Annotated in this window: 17 protein-coding genes; 6 read left to right on the top strand and 11 right to left on the bottom strand. The window is 58.1% G+C overall.

Features of this window, described 5'->3' with window-relative positions:
• Positions 1 to 38: 38 nt before the first annotated feature.
• Both dnaE and AB4Z19_RS20600 read right to left on the bottom strand, forming a co-directional pair.
• Positions 39 to 3,584: a DNA polymerase III subunit alpha gene (dnaE, locus tag AB4Z19_RS20605; RefSeq protein WP_442026094.1), complete on the bottom strand. Its 3,546-nt coding sequence runs from the start codon at positions 3,582 to 3,584 to the stop codon at positions 39 to 41.
• A gap of 272 nt (positions 3,585 to 3,856) precedes the next feature.
• On the bottom strand, positions 3,857 to 4,015 hold the full coding sequence (locus AB4Z19_RS20600; RefSeq protein ID WP_442026093.1) for a hypothetical protein: 159 nt from the start codon (positions 4,013 to 4,015) through the stop codon (positions 3,857 to 3,859).
• Between the two features lie 178 nt (positions 4,016 to 4,193).
• Here AB4Z19_RS20600 and AB4Z19_RS20595 point away from each other — a divergent pair, with 178 nt between their 5' ends.
• Positions 4,194 to 4,496, top strand: coding sequence for a c-type cytochrome (locus AB4Z19_RS20595; protein WP_442026092.1), 303 nt, complete (start codon positions 4,194 to 4,196; stop codon positions 4,494 to 4,496).
• Between the two features lie 36 nt (positions 4,497 to 4,532).
• On the opposite strand, the gene AB4Z19_RS20590 is transcribed toward AB4Z19_RS20595, so the two are convergent.
• Positions 4,533 to 4,853, bottom strand: a complete 321-nt coding sequence (locus AB4Z19_RS20590) for a hypothetical protein (protein WP_442026091.1) — start codon at positions 4,851 to 4,853, stop codon at positions 4,533 to 4,535.
• A 135-nt stretch (positions 4,854 to 4,988) separates the two neighbouring features.
• Between AB4Z19_RS20590 and AB4Z19_RS20585 the strand changes: the two genes are divergently transcribed.
• Positions 4,989 to 5,870, top strand: a complete 882-nt coding sequence (locus AB4Z19_RS20585; protein WP_442026090.1) for a sulfurtransferase — start codon at positions 4,989 to 4,991, stop codon at positions 5,868 to 5,870.
• Between the two features lie 3 nt (positions 5,871 to 5,873).
• Here the strand turns inward: AB4Z19_RS20585 and AB4Z19_RS20580 are convergent, their stop codons facing one another.
• The 8 genes from AB4Z19_RS20580 to AB4Z19_RS20545 form a co-directional block, all read right to left on the bottom strand.
• A complete protein-coding gene (locus AB4Z19_RS20580; protein WP_442026089.1) occupies positions 5,874 to 6,374 on the bottom strand; it encodes a hypothetical protein in 501 nt (166 codons plus the stop codon).
• Between the two features lie 22 nt (positions 6,375 to 6,396).
• A complete protein-coding gene (locus AB4Z19_RS20575; protein ID WP_442026088.1) occupies positions 6,397 to 6,663 on the bottom strand; it encodes a DUF6447 family protein in 267 nt (88 codons plus the stop codon).
• Positions 6,664 to 6,727: 64 nt separating this feature from the next.
• Positions 6,728 to 7,819, bottom strand: coding sequence for an acyltransferase family protein (locus AB4Z19_RS20570; RefSeq protein WP_442035889.1), 1,092 nt, complete (start codon positions 7,817 to 7,819; stop codon positions 6,728 to 6,730).
• An 83-nt stretch (positions 7,820 to 7,902) separates the two neighbouring features.
• Positions 7,903 to 9,234: a TolC family outer membrane protein gene (locus AB4Z19_RS20565; RefSeq protein ID WP_442035888.1), complete on the bottom strand. Its 1,332-nt coding sequence runs from the start codon at positions 9,232 to 9,234 to the stop codon at positions 7,903 to 7,905.
• Positions 9,235 to 10,602, bottom strand: a complete 1,368-nt coding sequence (locus tag AB4Z19_RS20560) for an HlyD family type I secretion periplasmic adaptor subunit (protein WP_442035887.1) — start codon at positions 10,600 to 10,602, stop codon at positions 9,235 to 9,237.
• Between the two features lie 3 nt (positions 10,603 to 10,605).
• Positions 10,606 to 12,456 (bottom strand): type I secretion system permease/ATPase, encoded by a 1,851-nt coding sequence (locus AB4Z19_RS20555; RefSeq protein WP_442035886.1) that lies wholly within the window; start codon positions 12,454 to 12,456, stop codon positions 10,606 to 10,608.
• Positions 12,457 to 12,676: 220 nt separating this feature from the next.
• Entirely contained in the window at positions 12,677 to 16,309 is a 3,633-nt protein-coding gene (locus AB4Z19_RS20550) for a beta strand repeat-containing protein (protein ID WP_442035885.1), read from the bottom strand.
• Positions 16,310 to 16,634: 325 nt separating this feature from the next.
• Positions 16,635 to 17,981 (bottom strand): FecR family protein, encoded by a 1,347-nt coding sequence (locus AB4Z19_RS20545; protein WP_442027801.1) that lies wholly within the window; start codon positions 17,979 to 17,981, stop codon positions 16,635 to 16,637.
• A gap of 198 nt (positions 17,982 to 18,179) precedes the next feature.
• Here AB4Z19_RS20545 and AB4Z19_RS20540 point away from each other — a divergent pair, with 198 nt between their 5' ends.
• Genes AB4Z19_RS20540 through AB4Z19_RS20525 form a run of 4 tightly spaced genes read left to right on the top strand, consistent with a single transcriptional unit; the run spans position 18,180 to position 22,433 of the window.
• Complete coding sequence (locus tag AB4Z19_RS20540; protein ID WP_442027802.1) at positions 18,180 to 20,012, top strand: CHASE2 domain-containing protein; 1,833 nt, start codon at positions 18,180 to 18,182, stop codon at positions 20,010 to 20,012.
• Positions 20,009 to 21,292, top strand: coding sequence for a tetratricopeptide repeat protein (locus AB4Z19_RS20535; protein WP_442035884.1), 1,284 nt, complete (start codon positions 20,009 to 20,011; stop codon positions 21,290 to 21,292). Before AB4Z19_RS20540 ends, AB4Z19_RS20535 begins: the two co-directional genes overlap by 4 nt.
• Positions 21,293 to 21,329: 37 nt before the next feature.
• Entirely contained in the window at positions 21,330 to 21,656 is a 327-nt protein-coding gene (locus tag AB4Z19_RS20530; protein ID WP_442025137.1) for a hypothetical protein, read from the top strand.
• Positions 21,657 to 21,659: 3 nt separating this feature from the next.
• Positions 21,660 to 22,433 carry a Crp/Fnr family transcriptional regulator gene (locus AB4Z19_RS20525; protein ID WP_442025135.1) on the top strand — a complete coding sequence of 258 codons (774 nt, stop codon included), beginning with the start codon at positions 21,660 to 21,662 and terminating at the stop codon, positions 22,431 to 22,433.
• The last annotated feature ends 11 nt before the right edge of the window (positions 22,434 to 22,444 follow it).

Here is a 22,444-nt window from a genome sequence, read left to right as displayed (position 1 = left end):
CCCGGTTCTAACCGCAGAGTCTAGCCCTGCATAAAGGTTTAATATTCGACAGCAACTTCCTGTGCGCCAAGGCCCTGCTCCAGTGCAATTTTCAGTGCATCGGAAGGCGCCACGCGCCATTCATCACCCAGTTGCAGCACGCAATCGATGCCCTGCGGTTTGATGCGCATGGCGATCGGCAGACCATACTCGTCGCGATGCGCCGCCAGCACTTCCTGCAGCTTGGCAGACGGCACGGCATTCGGCAGCGACCAGCCCATCTGGCGGCCGAACTGCACGCGCGCGGCGGTGATGTCGTAGACCTTTTCCGCCGTGATGCGCAGGCCGCCCGAGAAGCGGTCTTCGGAAACCTTGCCCGTCACGCACAGGAATTCGTCTTCCTTGAACATATGCTTGTTCGGTTCGAACAGCTCGTTGTACACGGTGACTTCCACCACGGCAGTCTTGTCGTCCAGGGTGATGATCAGCAGCTTGCCGCGCTGGGTCATCTGGGTACGCACGCCGGTGATCACGCCCGCCATCATGCGCGGCTCGCGCGACGGTTCGAGTTCGGACAGCTTGGTGCGCGCGAAGCGGCGCGCTTCGCCGGAATACGAGTCGAACATGTGACCGGACAGGTAGAAGCCCAGCGCGATTTTTTCTTCCGCCAGTTTCTCGCGGTCGGTCCAGGCCGTGGCCTGCACATAATCCGGAGGCGCCACCAGATCGGAATCGTCGCCGCCGAACAGGCTGACCTGGTTGGCCGACTTGGCTTCCTGGTCCGCATACTCCATCGCGAATCCGACGGAGGCAAACTGCACCGCGCGGTCCACGCCGAAGGAATCGAAGGCGCCGGAGCGGATCAGCGCTTCGATGGTGCGGCGATTGATCTGCTTCTTGTCGACGCGCTTGCAGAAGTCGAACAGGCTGGTGAACGGACCGCCGGACTGGCGTGCCGCAATGATCGCCATGATCGCATTCTCGCCCGCGCCCTTCACGCCGCCCAGGCCGTAACGGATGTTCTTGACCGGCTTGCCGGTGACCGAAGGCGCTTCGCCGTCAGGGCGGAAGCGGTAGTCGGACTTGTTGATATCCGGCGGCAGCATGGTCAGGCCGCAGACCTCGATGGAGTCCTCGACCAGGATCTTCACCTTGTCCGTATCGTCCATGGCCAGCGACATATTGGCTGCCATGAACGCGGCGGTGTGGTGATGCTTCAGATAGGCGGTGTGATACGACAGCAGCGCATACGCCGCCGCGTGCGACTTGTTGAAGCCGTAGCCAGCGAACTTCTCCATCAAGTCGAAGATCTCGTCGGCCTTTTCTTCGGTCAGGCCACGCTCGCCCGCGCCCTTGCGGAAGATCTCGCGGTGCTCGGCCATCTCTTCGGCCTTCTTCTTACCCATTGCACGGCGCAGCATGTCCGCGCCGCCCAGCGAGTAGCCGCCGATGATCTGGGCCATCTGCATAACCTGTTCCTGATAAACCATGATGCCGTAGGTTTCGGACAGGATGCCCTCGGTACGCGGATCGGGATAGTCGAACTTCTCGCCGTGCTTACGCTTACAGAAGTCCGGAATCAGGTCCATCGGGCCGGGACGGTACAGCGCCACCAGCGCGATAATGTCTTCGAAGCGGTCGGGACGCGCGTCTTTCAGCATGCCCTGCATGCCGCGCGACTCAAGCTGGAACACGGCGACGGTTTTCGCCTTGGTCAGCAGCTCATACGATGGGCGGTCATTCAGCGGCAGCTTGGCGAGATCGAAGTCCGCCATCGCCGGATCGAGATCCTTGATGTAGTTGACGGCGCGGTCGAGGATGGTCAGCGTGGTCAGCCCCAGGAAGTCGAACTTCACCAGGCCGACGGCTTCCACGTCGTCCTTATCGTACTGCGACACCACGCCGGTATCGCCGGACTGGGTGTACAGCGGGCAGAAGTCGGTCAGCTTGCCCGGCGCGATCAGAACGCCACCGGCGTGCATGCCGATGTTACGGGTGATGCCTTCCACCTGCTGCGCCAGATCGAGCAGCTGGCTCACTTCCTCTTCATTCTGCTGGCGTTCCTTCAGCAGCGGTTCTTCTTCGATCGCCTCGGCAATCGATACCGGCTTGCCCGGCTTGAACGGAATCAGCTTGGACACGCCATCGCAGAAGTTGTAGCCGAAGTCCATCACGCGGCCCACGTCGCGGATCGCGCCTTTCGCGGCCATGGTACCGAAGGTGGCGATCTGCGACACCGCATCGCGGCCATACAGATCCTTCACGTGCTGGATCACCAGTTCGCGCTTTTCCTGGCAGAAGTCGATGTCGAAGTCGGGCATCGAGACACGTTCCGGGTTCAGGAAACGTTCGAACAGCAGGTTGTATTTCAGCGGGTCCAGATCGGTAATCTTCAGCGCGTACGCCACCAGCGAGCCTGCACCGGAACCACGGCCCGGACCAATCGGCACGCCATTGTTCTTGCCCCACTGGATAAACTCCGCAACGATCAGGAAGTAGCCCGGGAACTTCATCTTGATGATGGTGTCGTTCTCGAACTTCAGGCGGTCTTCGTAGCGCGGACGTTCCTGCTCGCGCTTGACCGGATCGGGGAACAGCTGCTCCAGGCGCTCTTCCAGGCCCTTCTTGGTTTCGGCCACCAGGAATTCGTCGATGGTCATGCCCGGCGTCGGGAAGTTCGGCAGCTGCGGCTTGCCCAGCGTGAGCGTAAGGTTGCAGCGCTTGGCGATTTCGACGGAGTTCTGCAGCGCGGCCGGCAGATCGTGGAACAGCTCCGCCATCTCGGCTTGCGTCAGGAAGCGCATCTGCTCGTTGAAGCGCTTCACGCGCTTGGCGTTGGCCAGCATCTCGCCTTCCGCGATACACACGCGCGCTTCGTGGGCGATGAATTCTTCCTGGGTCATGAACTGCACCGGATGCGTCGCCACTACCGGCAGACCCAGTTTGGATGCCAGCGCCACCGAATGGCGCACTTGCTGTTCCTGGTTCGGCTGGCCGGCGCGCTGGATCTCGATGTAGAAATGGCCGGGGAAAATCCTGGCCCACTTCTCGGCATTTTGCTCGGCCAGTTCCAGGTTGCCGTTTTCAATTGCCTGGCCGATGTCGCCGTGATGGGCGCCGGACAAGGCGATCAGGCCATTGGCGCCGGACTCACCGGGCAGCAGCGCATATTCCTGCGTAGCCAGCGCTTCCAGCCACTCGGTGCGGATTTCGGCGCGTCCCTTGTAGGTGTTGGTCAGCCAGGCTTGCGACAGCAGCTCGCACAGCTGAAGATAGCCCATGCGGTTCTTCGCGTACAGCATGATGCGGCTTGGCTTGTCGCGGTTTTCGTCATTGGTGATCCAGGCGTCGACGCCGACGACGGGCTTGATGCCCTTGCCGCGCGCGGCCTTGTAGAAGCGCACCATGCAGAACAGGTTGGCCAGATCGGTGACCGCCAGCGCGCCCTGCTTGTCCTTGACGGCTTGTTTGACCAGGTCGTCGATACGGACCAGGCCATCCACAATCGAATATTCCGTGTGCACGCGCAGGTGCACGAATCCCGGTCCAGCCGGCGCTGCCGCGGCTTCCACGCCGCCTGCCTGTTCGATGGTGTCAATGCTCATTCGCGGTGCTCAATCCTTGTGCAGAAGAGCCGCTATTTTAACAGTCCGGACGCCCCTGAAGTACGCTGGCGTGGCGACATCGCCAACGCTCGATCTCATTTGAAATACAATGCGACCTGGCCGGCAACAATCGAAATGATTCCGCCATATACCCAAAAGAATTTCCTGTCCATCTCAGCCCGCAGCGCATCAATTTTCCGGTCCAACTGGTCGCGTACTGATTCAATTTTCCTGTCCAACTGATCGCGCACTGACTCAATCTTCCTGTCCAGTTAGTCTCGTACGGCATCGATCTTCTTATCCAGTTGGTCACGCACGGTATCGACCTTCTTGTCGAGTTGATCACGTACTACGTCAATCTTATTGTCCACATGCTCGACCTTTGTGCCGAGCGTGGCCAAGCCCTTGTTGATCTCAGATTGAGTATCCACAGCTCTCTCCAGTTTGCTTATGCGCGTATCATGTTTTGAGCTGGTTGGATCATCGCCCGAATGCCAAGGTTCCATAAGAGACATCAAATGTGCCGCTAACCCCTCTGCAACTTTACATAGCGTGTTAAAGAATCTACTAGAATAAGGTTTTTACACGCCCACCCAGGAGGAGAACGCAATGAAATATTACGCAGCTGCAGCGCTCATGATGCTGGCCGTATCCGCCCAGGCAGCCAGCCCGGAAGATCTGGCCAAGTCCAAGAACTGCCTGGCTTGCCACGCCGTCGCCACCAAGCTGGTTGGTCCAGCCTACAAGGACGTCGCCGCCAAGTACAAAGGCCAGAAAGATGCCGAGGACAAGCTGGTGCAAAAAGTGATGAAAGGCGGCTCCGGCGTATGGGGCTCCGTGCCGATGCCTCCTAACCAGGTAACCGACGCCGAAGCGCACACCCTGGTGAAATGGGTCCTGTCGCAGAAATGATTTTCCCGGCCGCCGGCAACAAGCCCGGCGGCCATTTCACCACCACTGCATCGCCTTCCCGAAAATTCCCGCCACGAGCGCGACAAATACGCTGGTAAAAACTCGCCCGTAGAAATCCAATCTCCGCTCAATCGCACCTAGGCGCTCTCCGAAATCAGACCTGAGTTCGGAAATTCTCGCATCCAGTCCAGTCTTCACCTCAGTAATCCGCTCTTCCAGATGCTGGTTGGCCTCGCTGCATTCCGCGAATCCTGCCACCACCCGCTGCGACAACAGCTTCACTTCGCATGACAAATCGGCAATCGCTTTTGCCTGCCTTTCCTGCGACGACAATCCATCTTCTGGCGGCTGTTCCATGGCGCACTCCCCAATCGAGTCTCCTCTTCACCAGAATGAGACAAAGCCGCCTCCGATAAGTTCCTGCCCACTTTTTAAGCAATGGCCGAAGAAGGTATAATGTTGGCTGTTCCGGTTTCTAATTCCCAACGCAACATGCAAGCATCGACTCTGAGCGCGCCCGCGAGCGCCGGCGCGGCACTGCCCGTTTACGTCAACATTGCCGCCTACAAATTCATCACCCTCGACAATCTCGAGGACCTGCGTCCGCAATATCAGGACATCACCGCCCGCCTGGGCCTGAAAGGCACCATTCTGCTGACCCCGGAAGGCATCAATATGTTCCTGTCCGGCACGCGCGAGCACATCGATGAATACCTGGCCTGGGTGCGCAGCGACGCCCGCCTGGCGGATCTTGAAACGAAAGAAAGCTTGTCGGAGGAGCAATCGCACCGCCGTATGCTGGTGAGAATCAAGAAAGAGATCATCACCATGCGTATGCCGCTGATCAAGCCGGAAGAAGGCCGCGCCCCGTTCGTCGAAGCGAAAACCCTGAAGCGCTGGCTCGACCAGGGCCACGACGACAACGGCAAGCCGGTCGTCATGGTCGAAACCCGCAACGACTACGAAGTGGACGTCGGCACCTTCAACAACACGGTCGACTACCGCCTGACCAAGTTCACCGAGTTCCCGGAAGTGATCGAGAAGCACAAGGCCGACTTCGACGGCAAGACCGTGGTCACCTTCTGCACCGGCGGCATCCGCTGTGAAAAAGCCGCGATCCACATGCAAAACATCGGCTACGACAACGTGTACCAGCTGGAAGGCGGCATCCTGAAGTATTTCGAGGAAGTCGGCGGCGCGCACTACACCGGCGACTGCTTCGTGTTCGACTACCGCACCGCGCTGAATCCGCAGCTGGAACCGACCGAAACCAAGCAATGCTTCGCTTGCCGCGCCGTGGTCACGCCACGCCAGCAGCTGGCGCCGGAATACGTACCGGGCAAATCTTGCCCGGCCTGTTACGGCAAAGAGTAAGACCTAATGAAGTGCGACCGTCGGTTCCAGCGCAAGCTTGTTCTCGCCGGTCAGCCAGGCCGGCCATTGCGGCAGATTCCACTCCGCCTGGCGGTCGGCGCGATAGAGAATGTGCAGCCACTGACGCAAGGCCTGGCTGCTAAGCGGCAGATGAAAACCATGAGCGTCATTGCGGATCGTCAGCAAGACGCCCTCATCGGTGCGCCCCACATCCACCTCTGTTGCCACGATCGCCAATCCTTGATCGCCAGTTACCACTGGCGCAGACGCCTCGAGCGAACTGCTTGCTGCCTGCTGCGCAAATTCCTGCAAGGCATCGCGGTGCGCAGGAATCATAGAACTGAACAGGTCATCCAGTCGCTGCAGTAAAACCGGCAGCAGGAAGCCCAGGAGCCGTCGCGTGAGCCAGATCGCAACTTGACCGTCCTCCATCTCGCCAGACAGCCGCACGCGATCCTCCGCCGGAATGAACTCAGTTGTCACGCGCTTTAATACCGGGGTCATTGGTCTGACAGAGGCAATTCTATTATTCCGCTTTAGCCTTTGGCTTACGTGGTGCGCGCGGCTTCTTCGGCTTCTCTACGGTAGCAGTGTCGACCTTGCCCTTCACGGCCTCTACCAACGCACTGACGTAGGCATTGCGTGCGGTTTGCGCGATTGCAGTTTGCTGCTGTAGGCGCGCCAATTCGGCGTCGACGACTTGAATGTTAGCGGCCTGCTGTTTGGCCACGTCGCTCAGTTTTTCAGATGCGTAAGAAGTACCGTTGATTGTGATGTATTGCGGAAGATTCATTTTTTCCCCGGTTGATTTTGGTTAGCCAGCGATTGTAAGTCCGGAGATGGCAAGCCCGCAATGCTCAGGCGAACTTGCGGCGAATCGCGTCCTGCGCTGGCAACTCAAACCACCGGTACACAAAATACGCTGCCACCAGCGTCAAGCCCATGAACATGCCGAAGAACTTGACGCTGTAGTAAGGAATAGGACGATTCAGCCAATCGCAAAAGATCGCAAGGCTGAGCTGGATTGGAAAATGCACCAGATAGCTGGAGTAGGTCATATTCCCCGCCGCCTCAACCAAACGCTGGATCTTCGTAGGCATCGGGAAATCACGCGCAGCGACAAACAGCAGCACTGGCAAGTAAGCCAGCAGGAATAAGGGGATAAATTGTTCCCGCGAGTAGTTGCCGGCGTAAGCGGCAACCGGTGTGAGCGCGACAAAGGCCAGCATCACGAGCTTTGCATGCGCCAGGTATTTTGATCCCTCAAGATATCGGAAGGCAATCGCCGCTAATCCCCCGGCATAAAAGTAGGCTGCAGCGTCCACTACCGGCGAAGTTGCCCCCGCCCATTTCGCAGCTGCGCAGATCAGCAGCACCGCGCCATTCACCCACGCGCTACGACCAACCGAGCGCAGCGTCAGGAAAAAGATCAGATAAACCAGTACTTCCACCGAGATCGACCAGATCGGTGCATTAAAGCTGTAGCCATCCTGCAGACCCCAATGACTTGCCAGGAACAGGTTCAGGATCAGATGCTTGAGGTCGTTATGCTGGTAGACGAAGTAATAACCTCTCTGCGCAAAATAGACCAGCTGCAGCAGACCGACCAGCACCATCGTCACGAAGTGCAGCGGATACAGGCGAGAAAAGCGCAGCACGAAGAATTTGCGTGCGCCGATCGCGCCGTCCGCCAACGCGGTACGGTACTTCCAAAAGAAGATGAAGCCGCTGATGCACCAAAACACCTGCACGCCGTAAAAGCCGTAGTTGTAGAACAGCGCAAACACGCCGTAGAGCGGTTGCTGATTCTGAGCAAAATCAACCGCCTTATCCGCAACAAACGAGAAATGCTGGTAATGCCAGAACAACACAGCCATCGCGGAAATGAAGCGCAAGACTTCAAGCCCTAATAATTTGCTATTGTTTCCTTGCAATGCAGACGACGCCATCGGACCGGTAGATTAAGACTAAAAGAAAACGGACATTTTACTACGCTTGCACGCAGCAAAATGTCCGCAGGAGAAGGCACTTATTATTCGAAGTGCGCCGCCAGCATACGCACGTCGTCGCCTGACAGAGTGCCGGCCGCAGCCCGCAAACGCAGAGCGGCAAGCATATAGGTATAACGCGACTGAGCCAGATCACGCTGCGCTGTGTACAACTGGCGCTGAGCGGTCAGCAAGTCCAGATTAATGCGCACGCCGCCTTTGATACTTTGCTCCGTTGCCGTAATCAGCAGCTTGGCCGATTCCACGGCTTTTTCCAACGCTTCGATATGCGGTACGCTGCTGGCGACCTGATTGTAATTGCGGCGCAATTCCACCAGAGTCTTGTCGGTTTGCGCCTCAACATCAGAACGTGCCTTTTCGCGATTGGCGGCAGCTTGACGCGTTGCCGCACTGACGGCGAACCCCTGGAAAATTGGCACACTCACCTGGAAACCAATGCTACGCACTTTGGTTTCCTGGCCGATCGTGCTCTGGCTTTCGGAGGCCGTCTTGCCATACGTGCCGGTAATATCCACGCGCGGCGTATGGCCTGCGCGCTGTTTGTTTACCTCCTGTGTGGCGACGTCGACCGCTTTGGTCAAAGAGAGGATATCCGGATTCTGTTCGAGCGCCGTCTTCTTCCATTCTTCGTAGGAACGCTTGTCGTCATTCGACACGTGGAAACCCGCGCGCAAATGATCCAGCGAATCGACATCGGTCCCAACCACTCCCGCCAGGGTATCCTTGGCGGTCAACAGCGCGTCCTGCGCTTCGATTAACTGCGCTTCAGCCAGATCCAGGCGCGAACGGGTTTCCAGCACATCGGTGCGCGTACCTTCACCTTTTTTGTACAGCAGCTCGTTGACCTTCATCTGCTCGGCATACATGTCGCGCTCAGAACGGGCTAACACCACCTGGTCTTCCTTCAGCAGCGTCTCCAGGTAGGCACTCACCACACGCACAATCACTTCCTGCGACTGCGACATGAACTGGGCTTCGGCCTGTTCACTTTGTGCTGCGCCCTGTTTGTAGCGCGCCCAAGCATCCAGACTGAACACGGTCTGGCGCACCTGCAGCGTAGTGTTTCGAGCCAGATAGTCTTGTGGGTCTGTTTGACCACGATATGTCAGCGTATCGCGGTTCTGGCTCAGGCTGTGGTTCCCGGAAACACTAGGCAACAAGCCGGAACGGCCCAGAATACGATTTTCTTTACCTGCCTCCGCCTGATAGTAGGCGGAGCGGTAAGTCGGATCATTCTTCAAGGCGGCCTCATACGCTTGCATCAGGCCCAGGGCAGAAGCGTCGGCTGCAGCCAGCAGTCCTGCCGTGACCATCGCCAACGGCAGCAGCTTGCGCTTGATCAGTTTATGCGGCAATTAATCCTCCGACATCGAAGTCTTGGCGCGGTCAAAGATCGGCTTCAGCAGATAGCTCATCATCGTGCGCTCGCCAGTCTTCACGAATAGTTCGACCGGCATACCAGGCACGACATTCAGCTTGTGCTGTGCGATCAATTTCGCACCTTCCGGGGTTACGCGGGCACGCACCTTGTAGTATGGTTGGCCGTTGCGTTCGTCCACAGTGCGGTCAGCTGCGACATTGATCACTTCGCCAGGGATATGCGGCGTCTTGTTGGTGTTGAATGCTGCGAAGATCAGTTCAGCTGGCAAGCCGTCATGCACACGGTCGATCAAGTTCACTGGCAACTGCCCCTCTACCACCAAAGCGTCCTGCGACGGCACAATCTCCATCAGCTTAGCGCCAGGCGCTACAACACCGCCTTTGGTAAACACGTTGCTGCCCACAACCACGCCATCTACTGGCGCCTTGACATCCACGCTCGCCACTTCATACTGCTGGCCCTGCAGTCGGCTTGCCAGCGATTCAGCTTCTTTGTGTACATCCGACAGCTGGGCGCGCGCGTCTTTTTGATACTCCTGCAGGCGCAGCGAACGACGCAGATTAGTCTCCGCTACCTGCCGGCGCGCACGCGCCAAATTGCCGACGTCTTCAGAAATCTGTCCATTGATTTGAGCATAAGTACGTTCTAGTTCAAGCAAGCGGGCACGAGGAATATAGCCTTCCTTCGCAAGGTCACGACTGTTGTCCAGTTGCTCTTTCAAGAAACTGAGCTGCGCTTTTTTACTTTCGCGCGACTCGTCCAACCCTTGGATCTGCGCCGTCAGACCGGCAGCATTTTCGGTAAATGCCGCCAACTCGCTTTCAAGCGCCATCTGACGCGAGGCCAGCAGTTGGCGCTGCAAATCCATATTTTCCTTAACGCGCGGATCTTCTTTGTACTGCTCTAACTCTTTCGGGAATGGCACCGACTTCCCTCCCGTCAGTTCAGCAGTCAGTCGAGCCTCCACCGCACGTGCGATGATGTACTGTGCCAGCGTCGACTGCATCGCGGAGCTAGCTTGAACATCGTTCATTCGCACAACTACCTGCCCTGCTTTCACAACGTCACCATCGTGCACCAAGATATCTTGTACCGTACCGGCTTGCAGGTACTGCACAGTCTTCCGGTTAGTCTCCTTGGCAACGAAGCCTGACAGCGGAACCCCCTTGTCGAGTGGTGCAAAGCTAGCCCACAACAGGAATCCAACGAATCCCCCCAAGACTACGGTCCAGCCAATTTTGGAGTAGGCACCAGCATCGGTATTGACGGTCAGCGGGGTGACGTCATGCGAAATGACCTCGGTCGCCGGCTCGGCCGGCTTCTTGATGATATTGTTCGACATTGATTACTCCTGTTCCGTCGCGGCGCCAGCTTTCGCGTCGTTCGCGCCGGGATGCACAGCTTGCTGGGCCGCTTGCTGTGCGGCCTGCTGAGCTGCCATAGCTGCTTGCTGTGCTGCCGCTTGTTGAGCAGCTGCCTGTTGTGCCGCTTGCTGCGCTGCGATCTGCTTTTGTTGCTGCTCTTGCAGCGCGAGCAACACCTCGCGCGTCGGACCAAAGCTACCGACCGTGCCATCACGCAGCAACAGCAATTTAGTCGTGGCGCCAATAATGCTTGTGCGATGCGTAATCAGAACAATCGTCTTGCCGCGCTGACGCAGATCTTGCACAGCGGCCACCAGGGCCTGCTCACCCGCATCATCCAAGTTGGAGTTAGGCTCATCCAATACCAGCAGCGACGGATCGCCGTACATGGCACGAGCAAGGCCAAGACGTTGTTTCTGTCCACCAGACAAGCCCGCGCCGCCGTCGCCCAAAACCGTGTCGTAGCCCTTAGGAAAATGCAGGATCATGTCGTGCACGCCAGCGCGTTTGGCCGCTTCAACGACCTTTTCGGCATCAACTTCGCCGAAGCGCGCAATGTTTTCCGAAACGGTACCGCTGAAGAGCTCAATATCCTGCGGCAGATAGCCAATGTACGGACCAAGTTCAGCCTTATTCCACTGATACATATCAGCGCCGTCCAGACGCACCTTGCCCATCAGTGCCGGCCATACCCCGACCATTAGTCGTGCCAGCGTCGACTTACCGGAGCCACTCGGGCCAATCACGCCCAGCACATCGCCGGCCTGAATGGCAAAGGTGACGCCGCGTAAAATCGGTACAGTGATACCAGGCGGAGAGGCGCTTACCCCCTCTACCGACAGATGACCCTCCGGTTTAGGCAACTCCATGCCAGCGCTGCGGGCTGGGTTGCGTTCGAGGACCGCAGTCAGACGCTCATAGGCGCTGCGCGTCGTAGCCCAGCTCTTCCAAGTGGCGATCACTTGCTGCACCGGCGCTAAGGCTTTACCCACCAAGATGGACGCGGCAATCATCATGCCCGGGCTCAATTTACCTTCAAGTACCAGTAAAGCACCAAAGCCCAGCACCAGCGATTGTTGCGATGCCTGCACAAACTTGGTTATGGCATTGATAACGCCAGCCTTCTCGCTAGCCTTCGCCTGCAGGTGCAGGAAACGCGAGTGCAGTTTGAACCAGCGGTTCATCAGATTCGGCAGCATGCCCATCGATTCGATGACTTCCGCATTTCGCAGATTGTTCGTCGCCAACGTGTTGGCCGTAATGGCCATCGTGTTCGCCTCGGACAATGGTTCTTTTGTCGATCGCTCGTTAATGTAAGCCAGTGCGATCAGAACAAGCGTGCCGCATACCGAGAACACACCAAGGCTCGGCTCAAAAATAAAGATGACCCCTAGGTAAATCGGAAACCAAGGAGCATCGAAGAAAGCGAATAGCGCGTTACCCGTCAGGAATTGACGAATGTTGGTCAAGTCCGTCAGCGCCTGACCTGCATTGAATCCGGCAGTTTTCAGGTTTTGCTCGAACGCCGCCGTATACACACGCTTATTCAACTCCATGTCGAATTTGGCGCCCACGCGAACCAAGACGAAGCTTCGCACCATTTCAAGCGTGCCCATGAAGGCATAGCCGCCCAGCATGATCAGAGTCAGCATCAGCAATGTGATCTCGTTGCGGCTTTGCAGCACGCGATCGTAGACCTGCAGCATGTAGAGGGACGGCACCAGCGCCAGCATGTTGATGATGGCACTGAACACTCCTACTGTGTAGAAGGTCCGTTTAAAAGTAGACAAGATCGATTGGATCTCGCTCTTGGGGTTCAGGAGTTTTTTCATGATCTCGAAGGATTAAGCGTTTAGGCGGCAACGCATGGCTCTTCTTTTTTCAAAGACGAGACATTATCCATCAAAACCGCAAAGAAATGTGATCTGCATCACATATATTTACTTGCGTGCTGTTTTTTTGTGCAAACAAAAGAAAAACCCCCAGCACCGAGGCACCGGGGGTTTTTGTTCCAACCTCCCGCTTGTGCGGGAGGACAGGATACGATCTCGATTAAGAGACGAAGACCAGGGTCTGGTTCGCGGTGCTGAACGAGGAGTGGCTCAGGTCCACGGTGCCGGTGATCTTCACGATCACGTCGGTGCCGTTCACGAAGCTGGTCACGGCGCCAGAGACGTGTTCGATCACGTAGGTGTTGCCGCCGCTCTGGAACCAGGAGATGTCACCCTGGTTGGTTTGAGCGATTGCCGCGTTAGCGTAGTCCTGGAACACAGCGGTGTCAGCCAGGGTAACCTTCGATGCATTGAAGGTCTCGGTAGCAGCAGTGTTAGCAAACTTGATGATATCGCCGGCGGTCAGGTCGGTGATGGTCGCGTAGCTATTCACGTTGCTGGTTGCGTGGGCAACGTTGAAGGTGTCAGCACCAGCGCCACCGGTCAGGGTAGCCAGGTTGCCGGTCACGATCAGGGTGTCGTTACCTGCGCCGCCATTCAGAACGTCGTGATTGCCAGCTGCAGTCAGGGTGTCGTTGCCGGAACCACCTTTAATGGTTTCAGCAACAGTGCCGTTGGTCGAAGCAGTCAGCTTGCCGGTCAGCGCGGAAGCGTCCAGAGTGGTTACCTTGGTGCTTACATGGCCAGCGTCGTTCAGGACCAGGTTGGCGTTACCGGTCACCACGACATTGGTAGCCGAATCAGCTGCCAGGTCCAGGGTGAAGGTATCGATAGTCTTGGTCTTGGTGTCGGTCACGGTCAGGTTGACGGTTTCAACATCAGCAGCAACTACAGCACCGAAGTCAACAGCAGCAGCTGCAGCGGTCTTCAGAACAACGTTCAGCACGTCAGAAGAACCAGTAGCATCAGCCAGCACGGCTTCAACGGTACCACCAGCCTGGGCGCCGCTCAGTTCTACGGTGCTAGCAGCAGCCAGCTTGTCCAGGGTCAGGGTGAAGGTGTTAGCTGCACCAGCGGTTACCACGTAGTTGATGTTGTCCAGATTGGACAGGTCAACGGTGGTGTCAGCAGCGGCAGCAGCCAGTTGCAGTTTTTCGAAGCCGTCGATCTTGGCTGCGAAAGCGCTGCTGCCCGATGCAGATTCCGCGTCAGCTGCGGTCATCGACAGGGTGTCGGTGCCGTCGCCGCCGGAGATGTTAGCACCCAGGGAAGCGGTTGCCAGGGTTACGACGTCGTCGCCAGCGCCCAGGGTGATCGCTTTGGTCACGTTGCCTGCAACGGTGACTTTATCAACGCCTGCACCGCCCTTGTAGGTTGCAACGGTAGCATCGATGCCAACGGTGTTGGTGCCGGTGGTGCCGGTGGTGTCAACGGTGGTCAGGTTTGCGGAACCGCTCAGGTCCACAGCAACGCCAGCAGCGCCGGTCACGGTCAGAGTCTTCAGGCCGCTCAGGTCGGTAGCAGCGTCGGTCAGGTCGATCGCGTTAGTACCAGCAACGGTCATGGCGGTTGCGCCAGCAGCAATCAGAGCAGCCAGAGAGTCCGCGTTAGCGGTCGTGACGTTCAGAGTGGTGTAGCTAGCAGCGCTCAGATCGATCTTGGCAGCAGTTGGAGTGTCGGTATCACCCAGGCCGTCCACTTTCAGGTTCAGAGTGGCGTTGGCAGTGGCGTTGGTAACTGCAATGTCAGCAGCGCCGCTGTGAGCCAGATTCAGAGTGGTCAGAGCGCCGGAGTTGATGGTCGAACCAGCACCGTAGCCGTCAACGGTCACGGTAGCGATGGTCTTGGTGCCGCCGTCAGCGATGGTCACTTTACCTGCTGCTACAGCCAGCGAACCTACGGTTGCGTCGACGTTGGCCACGCCTGCGGTGGTTTCGCTTGCAGCCACGTTGCCAGCAGCAGCAGTGTCAGCAACAACGATAGTTGCGGTACCGTCAGCTTTAGCAGAAGTGAAGGTCACAGTCTGGCTGGTGCCGGAAGCCACCACACCTGCGGAGACAAAGTGAGTCGACAGAGCGCCGGAGTACACGCCGTTCGACGCAGGAGCGGAACCTTGGGTTGCGCCAGCGGACAGGTTAGCGAATGCAGCTGCAACTTCAGCAGCGGTCAGCGCCTTGTTGGCAGTGAAGACCAAGCCGTCAACGGTGACGGTTTCGCCTGCGGCCATCTTAACGAAGGTCACAACGTCAACAGTCTTGACGCCGGCGGTTGCTGCAGAAGCATCTTCGCCAGCGGAAGTAGCGGTCTGCTGAACAACAACTTCGGTGGTGGCTTTGCCGCCGGTAATGGCGATGTCACCTTGGGTGATAACGTTGGCGGTTGCAGCAGCGTCGTCAGCAGCAGCAGTGTCGTCCGCAGTAGCGGTTTGCACCACGGTTACTTTGGTGCCGCCCTTAACGGTGATAGCAGCCATGTCTGCTGGAGCGGTACCGTTTGCAGCAGCGCCGATGGAGGTCACAGCGATAGCGCCCGATGGCAGGTCAGTAGCAGCACCGCCATTGCCAACGGTGATGGTGCCAGCAGCACCAGCTGCTGCGGTCACGCCTTGTGCGGTTACGGTCACGGAAGTGCCGCCGTCTACAGCGATGTTTGCATCAGCCAGGTTGGTGTTGGTTACGGAAACAGCGCCCTTGGCAACAGTGGTTGCACCAATCACGGTGTCAACGCCGGTGCCGCCGTTCAGGGACACGGACACGTTGGAGCCACCGTCAACGGTTACGTCATCGGTTGCGCCAGCCACGTCAACAGCAGTGGTGCCGGCAGCTTTAACAGTTGCAGTGGTCGCTTGAGCAACGGAGATCTTGGTCACGCCGGTGATGCCGGTAGCAGCGGTCTGGTCAAAGTTCACTACACCAGCGCCACGGATCACGATATTTTCAACATTCTTGATCACGATGCCGGAAGGCAGAGTGCTACCAGTGGTCTTCTTGTCCAGCAGAACCAGGGTGTCGGAACCTGCGCCGCCGTCGACGGAGTCCAGAGCATTCAGGGAATCGTCGGTTGCGGTAGCGTTGCCGATAACAGCATTGTAGGTATCGTTGCCGTTGGTGCCGGTCAGGGTGTCAACGCCGGTGGTCAGGTTCGAGGTGGTGCTAGGGATCGAGCCACTCACCACGGTGTCCACAGCAGCCAGCACGTTAGCCTGGTAAGCGGCTACGTCGGTGGTTGCGGTTACGTCCTTCAGCAGGCCGGTTGCGGTTGCAACGGCAGCAGCGGTGGAGTAAGCGTTGATCTTTTCTGGAGTATCCAGAGCAGCGGTGAAAGCGGAAGCAACTTTCTGCTTGTTCAGCACAGCTTGTGCGTCCAGCAGACCTTGCGGGGTGGTGTTGCTCAGAGCACCTTCAGCGATAGCCAGAGCGGCGTCAGCGCGGCTCAGAGCACCCGAAGACAGGGCGTTGTACCAGAAGTCCCAGCCTGGGCCCAGGTCAGGGGTGCGGCCGATAACGTTCTGGAATACGGAAACCAGGAACTTGGAGATACCGATTGGGGAGTTGTCGGAGCCGTACAGGGCTTTGGACTCGTCCGAGGAAGCGAAGCTGTTAACCAGTTTGCTCAGGGCCGTGGTGCCAGCTTTGTCAGCTTGAACAGCAGCGTTCAGGGCGGTGATGTCCTTCGGTGCGCCGATGGAGTTCAGTTGAGCGGTGAAATTCTGCAGACCGAAGTAGTCAGCAGGACGGCCGAAATACGATACGTACAGTTGTTCAACAATTGCTACGTAGTCTTGTGCTGCCATGATATTTCCTTATAAAGGTGGTTTAAACCAAAGTTCTGCCGTCCTAGTACAAACAGCGCTGTCTGCAACTTGGACACTTTTTTGCAGAAGTGCGAAGTATATTGCCACACTAGGGATGTGATGTTGTGACGGCCATCACAAAACTCATCTTTTTGTGGCGGAAACCACGGTTTTTTACACAATGTTGCAGGAGGTTTGCTTAATAAGCGGGCAAACTCAGCCAATTTGATATTTTTGGTGAGAATTTGATACTGCCAAAAGACAAGCAATTCTTATAAAAAAACGCAGGCAATTTGCCTGCGTTTTTAATTCCGATTTAATCGGATTATCTCTTCCAGGTCGTCCCGCCGACCACAGTCACCCCTGGATAAGCGGTGTTTTTGAAGACATATCCGGCCTCTTCAGCGTTAGGTCCGGACAGATAGCCGCGGATCTGGGTAGCTGAGCTGGCGCTGTTGGTCATAAGACCCTGATAATCGACTACGCCCTTTCCTGAAATATCGTACTTATCTTTGCCGGACGAAACTGACAAACCCGTCGTAAATGTCCTATCAACAAAGTTAATATTCAACTGTCCCGAATCCACATTGGCGCGGGCCTCGCTGCCGTTTGATTTCTGGACATACGCCTCACTGTTAGCCAGCGCAAATCCAACGATACCTTCCGTAGGCATGACGAGCGTTGCCCCCTTCATGCGTGCCACGGCATAGTCACCGACAAACTGCGGCGTATCAGTATTGTTGTTCTTGATTGACGCGGGCATCACGCCTTGGCCAGCGACGATACTCCAGCGCCCCCAAAACACTTCCTGTGGCTTCGGCGGCGCCGGTGTTGGATCGGTAATGACCACAGGAGGAGGCGTCACGATCGGCGGTGGTGTAGGCGTTCCATTATCCGCCCCGGAAGAAGGCGGCGTTCCGGCACCCACAGGGCGCACTGCATTCAGCGACAGTGCGGTGCGCTCTGGATCAAGGTTTACTTGCGCCGGCCCTAGCGCGCTGCCTTGGGTCACTTTGCCAACCGGCTCGTCGGAACGAGGTTTCTCGTTCTGATCAGGCGACAAAGATGGATTATTCAGCAATTGCGGCGCCGTCTGGCCGCGGCGTACCTGCAACAGCATCCCCGCTTGGCCGGCAAACAATTCGCGGCTCGCATTGCCCTCGCAAGGACCGACGCCCTCACTGGAGCAGCCAGCGGCGAACGGGCTCATCACGACACCACCAGAAACCACCACCACACGCGAAGTCTGCTGGTCGGTGTATACAATAAAGTCGGTACCGCGCACGCCGATGGCGGCGACAGGTGTATTGAAGCGGAAGTTCTGACGTGCCTGCTTGACGGCCTTGCCGGAAATGGCACGGGCCACACCCTGGCTCAACTCCAGCTTCACATGCGTATTGGACGGGTTGGCCTTATCGACCCGATAAGTTACCACGCGCGCTTTGCTGTTCGGGCGCAGAATCAGGAAGCCCTCATCCGTGGTCTTCATATAAACATAACCATCGGCGCCGGTCGTGACCTCATCGCCCTCTTGCACAGCGGCATCAACCACGGCAGCGTGATTGGCAAGCTGGACTTGACCGGTCACGAATATGACGCGGCCGGCCTCGCCGCCCCAGGCCAGGGAAGCGGTCAGCAACAAGCCTGCGCCGATGATATGGTTGCGTAGCATAAATTTCTCCTTATGCTGTATTGTCCGCTCTAACGATGAAAAGTCTGTGACTGCCATCACATCTTACATCTGTTACAGATCGTTACTGACAAAGCCCTACATTTTACTGCATGGGGAGTCATGCGGTTATACTAGCAATTTATTCACTACTGTATTCCGCCTGCAACACTGCATACCGGCGCGCCGGCTGACACCTCCATGACGATTCCGGTTAATCTCCGCGCCACCCTTGCTCCCGCCGTACTATTGCGAAGTCTGATCGCCACCGCCGCTGTAGCGCTGTGCGTTTTGCCGCAGTGGCAGGCTGCGCCAAACTGGATGCACGTGGGCGACGAATGGCTGCGCGATCAATTTATCCGGATGCAGGCCCAGGAGAAAGACGAGGACCGCATCCTCGTTGTGGATATCGACGAATCAAGTCTGGCGGACCAGCCCTGGCCATGGCCACGGTCACACATAGCCGACTTGATCGAGCAATTGCTGGAGGACGGCGCCAAGGGTGTCGCGCTCGACATCATGATGGAGAAGCCCGTCGATGCCGGTGGCGACACACGCATTGAAATGCTCGCCAAGCACGGCCCCGTTGTGCTTGCCCAGATGTTCGATTATGCACCGCGCAGCACGCCATTGATGACCGGACAGCTTGGCGGCGGCGTGCCGACCACCACCCAGGCTGGCGCCGTACCCGCAAGCGGTTATATTGCCAACCATGCCGGACTGGCTGGGTCCCACCACTTCGGCAACATCGGCTTCATCCCTGACCCTGACGGCGTACTGCGCCGCGTGCCCATGGCTACCTGGTTCGGCGGCCAGCTCTACCCTACCCTGTCGCGTGCGCTGCTTGATTGCTGCAGCGGCCCCAAACCGCAAGAGCTGTCCGGAGGACTGGTGCGGGTCCCTTACTCGCGCACCTTGAATTCCTTTGTGGTCGCCAAGGCAGGCGATGTGCTGGCGGGCCGCGTACGGCCGGAGGATGTGGCGGGACGTCTGGTGCTGATCGGCTCCTCCTCGCTGAGCATTGGCGATCGTGTCGCAACGCCGTTGAATGAATCAACCGCCGGACTGCTGGTGCACGCCGCCATGCTCGAAGGCCAGTTGGACGAACAGGCGGGCTTAGCCCCCAAGCCCTGGCCAGGACGCCTGATGGCTATCCTGTTTACGTTAAGCGTGGTGCTGTTCGCCAGCTACACCTTGCCGCGCCTTTCTGCCGCCATCAATGCGCTGCTGCTGGCAGGTACATCGCTGGCCTGGCTGGCATTGGCCTACGTTTTGGCGCCGCATGATCCCATGTTTGCGCCCGCCGCGCCACTGCTGTCGAACCTATTCCTGCTGGCCGTAGCCGTGCCCTTCCACTGGCAGCAGGCCCAGCAGCGATCACGCCAGCTGCTCGGCACCTTGCGCCAATACGTGGCAAAAGCCGTGGTGGACGAACTGCTGCGCAGCGACATGAAAGACCCGTTGGCGCCACGCCTGCTGCAAGTCACTACCCTGATTGCGGACATGCAAGGCTACACCTCGCAAGTCGAATCGCTCTCGCTGGATGAAGCCGCGCGCCTAACCACCGATTTCCTCGATTGCCTGACTCGTCCCGTGCTGGAAAAACAAGGTACGCTGGACAAGTTCACCGGCGATGGCCTGGTGGCATTCTGGGGCGCGCCGCTGCCCAACGAAGAACACGCCGACCTGGCACTGGATGCAGCACACATGATCCTGAAGGAGGTAGCGGAATTTAGCCGCCGCCGCGGCGAGAAGGGCTTGCCGCCACTGCGTGTACGCATCGGCATCGAGAGCGGCGCCGCCATGGCGGGCGACTATGGCACCAGCTTCCGCAGCATCTATACTGCTGTGGGCGACAGTGTTAACACCGCTTCCCGTCTGGAACAGGCCGCGCGCGACTATCCCTATGATGTCATCATTGGCGAAGGAACGGTTGCGAACTCGCGCCGCCATCGCTTTCTGCCTCTGGGCGAACGCCATCTGCGCGGGAAGGAAAAAACGATTCGCGTCTATACATTGGAGCCGCAGGCATGATGAAGCGCCACTTGCCCTGGCTCACCGCGCTGCTGCTGGCAAGCTCGGTCCACGCGTCGCCACCCGACGCAGCGCTTGAAGCGGTTGCAGCCGACCCTGCCCCGGCAGCGCCCACATACGCCCCCGTTAAACAGGAGGAGCTGTATCGCGCTGGCCTGCAAGCCGTCGCCGAGGGACGCCTGGAAGATGCAGCCGTTTTGCTGGAGCGTTTTATCGAACAGGAGCCGCGCCACGCCGGCGCCTTCCTGGAACTCGCCATCACATACTGCGAGCTGGGCAACGCCACCGAAGCCGAGCGCCTGTTCAAGACCGTGGAGGAACGCTTCGATCCTCCACCAGGCATCACGGAGGTAATTGCCTCGCACCGCGCCGCGGGCTGCAAGGTGCGCACGATTCGCCCCGCGTCCTGGCTAGTGAGCGCAGGCCGCGGCCGCGACTCGAACGTCAATCAGGGCGCCAGCGATTCGAATTTCACGATCGGCACCGGCAGTAATCAGACCGACCTGGAACTGTCGCCGGAATTCCTGCCCAAGGCGGACAGCTACAGCGTGCTCACCGGCTCCTACGTGCGCCCATTGAATAGCTACGGCACGCTGGGCATTGTGCAAGGCTATGTGCGCCGTAACGATCACATACACGAGCAGGATACCGCCACCATGCTGATGGGTGTCGAGCATTCGATGAACATCGGCCGCTGGCGCACGCGCGCCACCGCCGCATTCGGCGCCGCCGAACTGGATAAGAAGCTATACCAGCGCCAGGAGCAGCTGCAGGTGCGCGCCTCGCCGCCGATGTCGATGCCGCCAGGCTGGGACTTCGCATTTGCCGGCAATATCAGCCACGTGACTTATCCAACGCGTACCGCCTACAACGCCACCACGCTGGAACTGAGCACCCTGTTCACCTACCGCGGGAAGCACGATCAGGTGCAAATTACCGGCAGCGGACTGCACGATCATGGCGCCGAAGAACGACCGGGTGGCGACCGCAAGGGCTGGTTCGGCAGCGTGCAATGGTATACTCTGCTTGGTTCCGGCTGGTATGCAGAGGCCGGACTGACGCACCAGCACTGGCAAAGCGACAATATCTACTCACCGGGCCTGATCGAAGTGGCGCGTCGTCAAAATACGACAAGCGCCCGCGCTGCCGTACAGTGGTATTTCCGTCCCAATGTGAGTCTTCATCTCGAAGGCCGTGTCGTGCGCGACCGCGAAAATATCTCGTTGTTCCAATACAATAGCCATGCGCTTCAGCTGAGTATGCGCTGGGACAATTTCTGACCTCGCGGTTCTGCATTATTTTTCGAAGTTGAGCATCATGGGTTGGGAACTGTTTGTCTTTTTATTGGCGCTGGCCGCTGTGTCTGTCGGCTGCCTGCTGCCGGCAGGCTGGCTGCCGCCCCTGCCGAACGACAAGCTGCTGCACTTCCTGGCTTTTGCCGGCCTGACCGTACTGGCAGCGCCCCTGGCGCCGACATGGGGACAATTGCAATATTGGCTGCTTGGTCTGGCGGCTGGCGGTTGGATGATCGAAGTCTTGCAAAAGCTGGTGCCTGGCCGCAATTTCAGCTGGCGCGATCTGGCGGCCAACGTGGCCGGTATTAGCGCAGCAACCTGCGTCATCCTGCTTTTACGAGCTATTTGAACAATGACAACTAGCAAGAGAAAACTTCAGGAAACGAACGAGCACGACCTGATTCCGCCGGAAGAGGCGGCACAGGTAGCGGCTGCTCCTGAGCCACAACAAGTCAATCTGCAGATCCACTTGCGCAAAATTCCGCTTCTCGCGGAACTGAGCGAGGACGACATGGCGCGCGTTAAGACCGAGCTGCGCGTGCGCCAGTACGCCAAGCGCGACATCGTGCTGCAAAAGGGAGCGCCTGGCGACAGCCTGCTGTTCCTGCTGACCGGCTCACTGCAAGTCATCGACATTACCGAAGACGGCCGCGCCATCGGCCTGCGCATGCTGCAGCCAGGCGACTTCTTCGGCGAAATTGCCGTCATCAACGGCTCGCTGCGTTCAGCGTCCGTGGTGGCACTGACGCCGGTGCTGGTGGCCCTGCTGCCGCGCAATACTGCCCTGCACCTGTTTGCCCACTCGCCGTCCGTGGCGAACCAGATGCTGCGTTTCCTGGCGGAGAAGGTGCAGCGCGATTCCGAATTCCGCGCCCTGCTCAGCATCCATAACACCTCGCGCCGCATCTACACCTTCCTCGACCTGATGAAGAAAAAAGAGGACGGGGATGTGCATGTGGTGGAGAACCTGCCGACCCATCAGGATATTGCCAATATGATCAACACCAGCCGCGAAACGGTGACGCGCACGCTACTGACCCTGGTCCAGCAAGGCATTATTCAGAAGGGTACTCATAAGATCATCATCATCAAGCCGGACGCGCTGCAAAAGCTGGTGCAAGGCTAAGCCTAAGGGCG

The organism is Pseudoduganella sp. RAF19, from assembly GCF_052114165.1.
GTDB lineage: Bacteria > Pseudomonadota > Gammaproteobacteria > Burkholderiales > Burkholderiaceae_D > Rugamonas.
The sequence above is the reverse complement of the archived record's forward strand: the minus strand, read 5'-3'. Positions and strand labels throughout refer to the sequence as shown.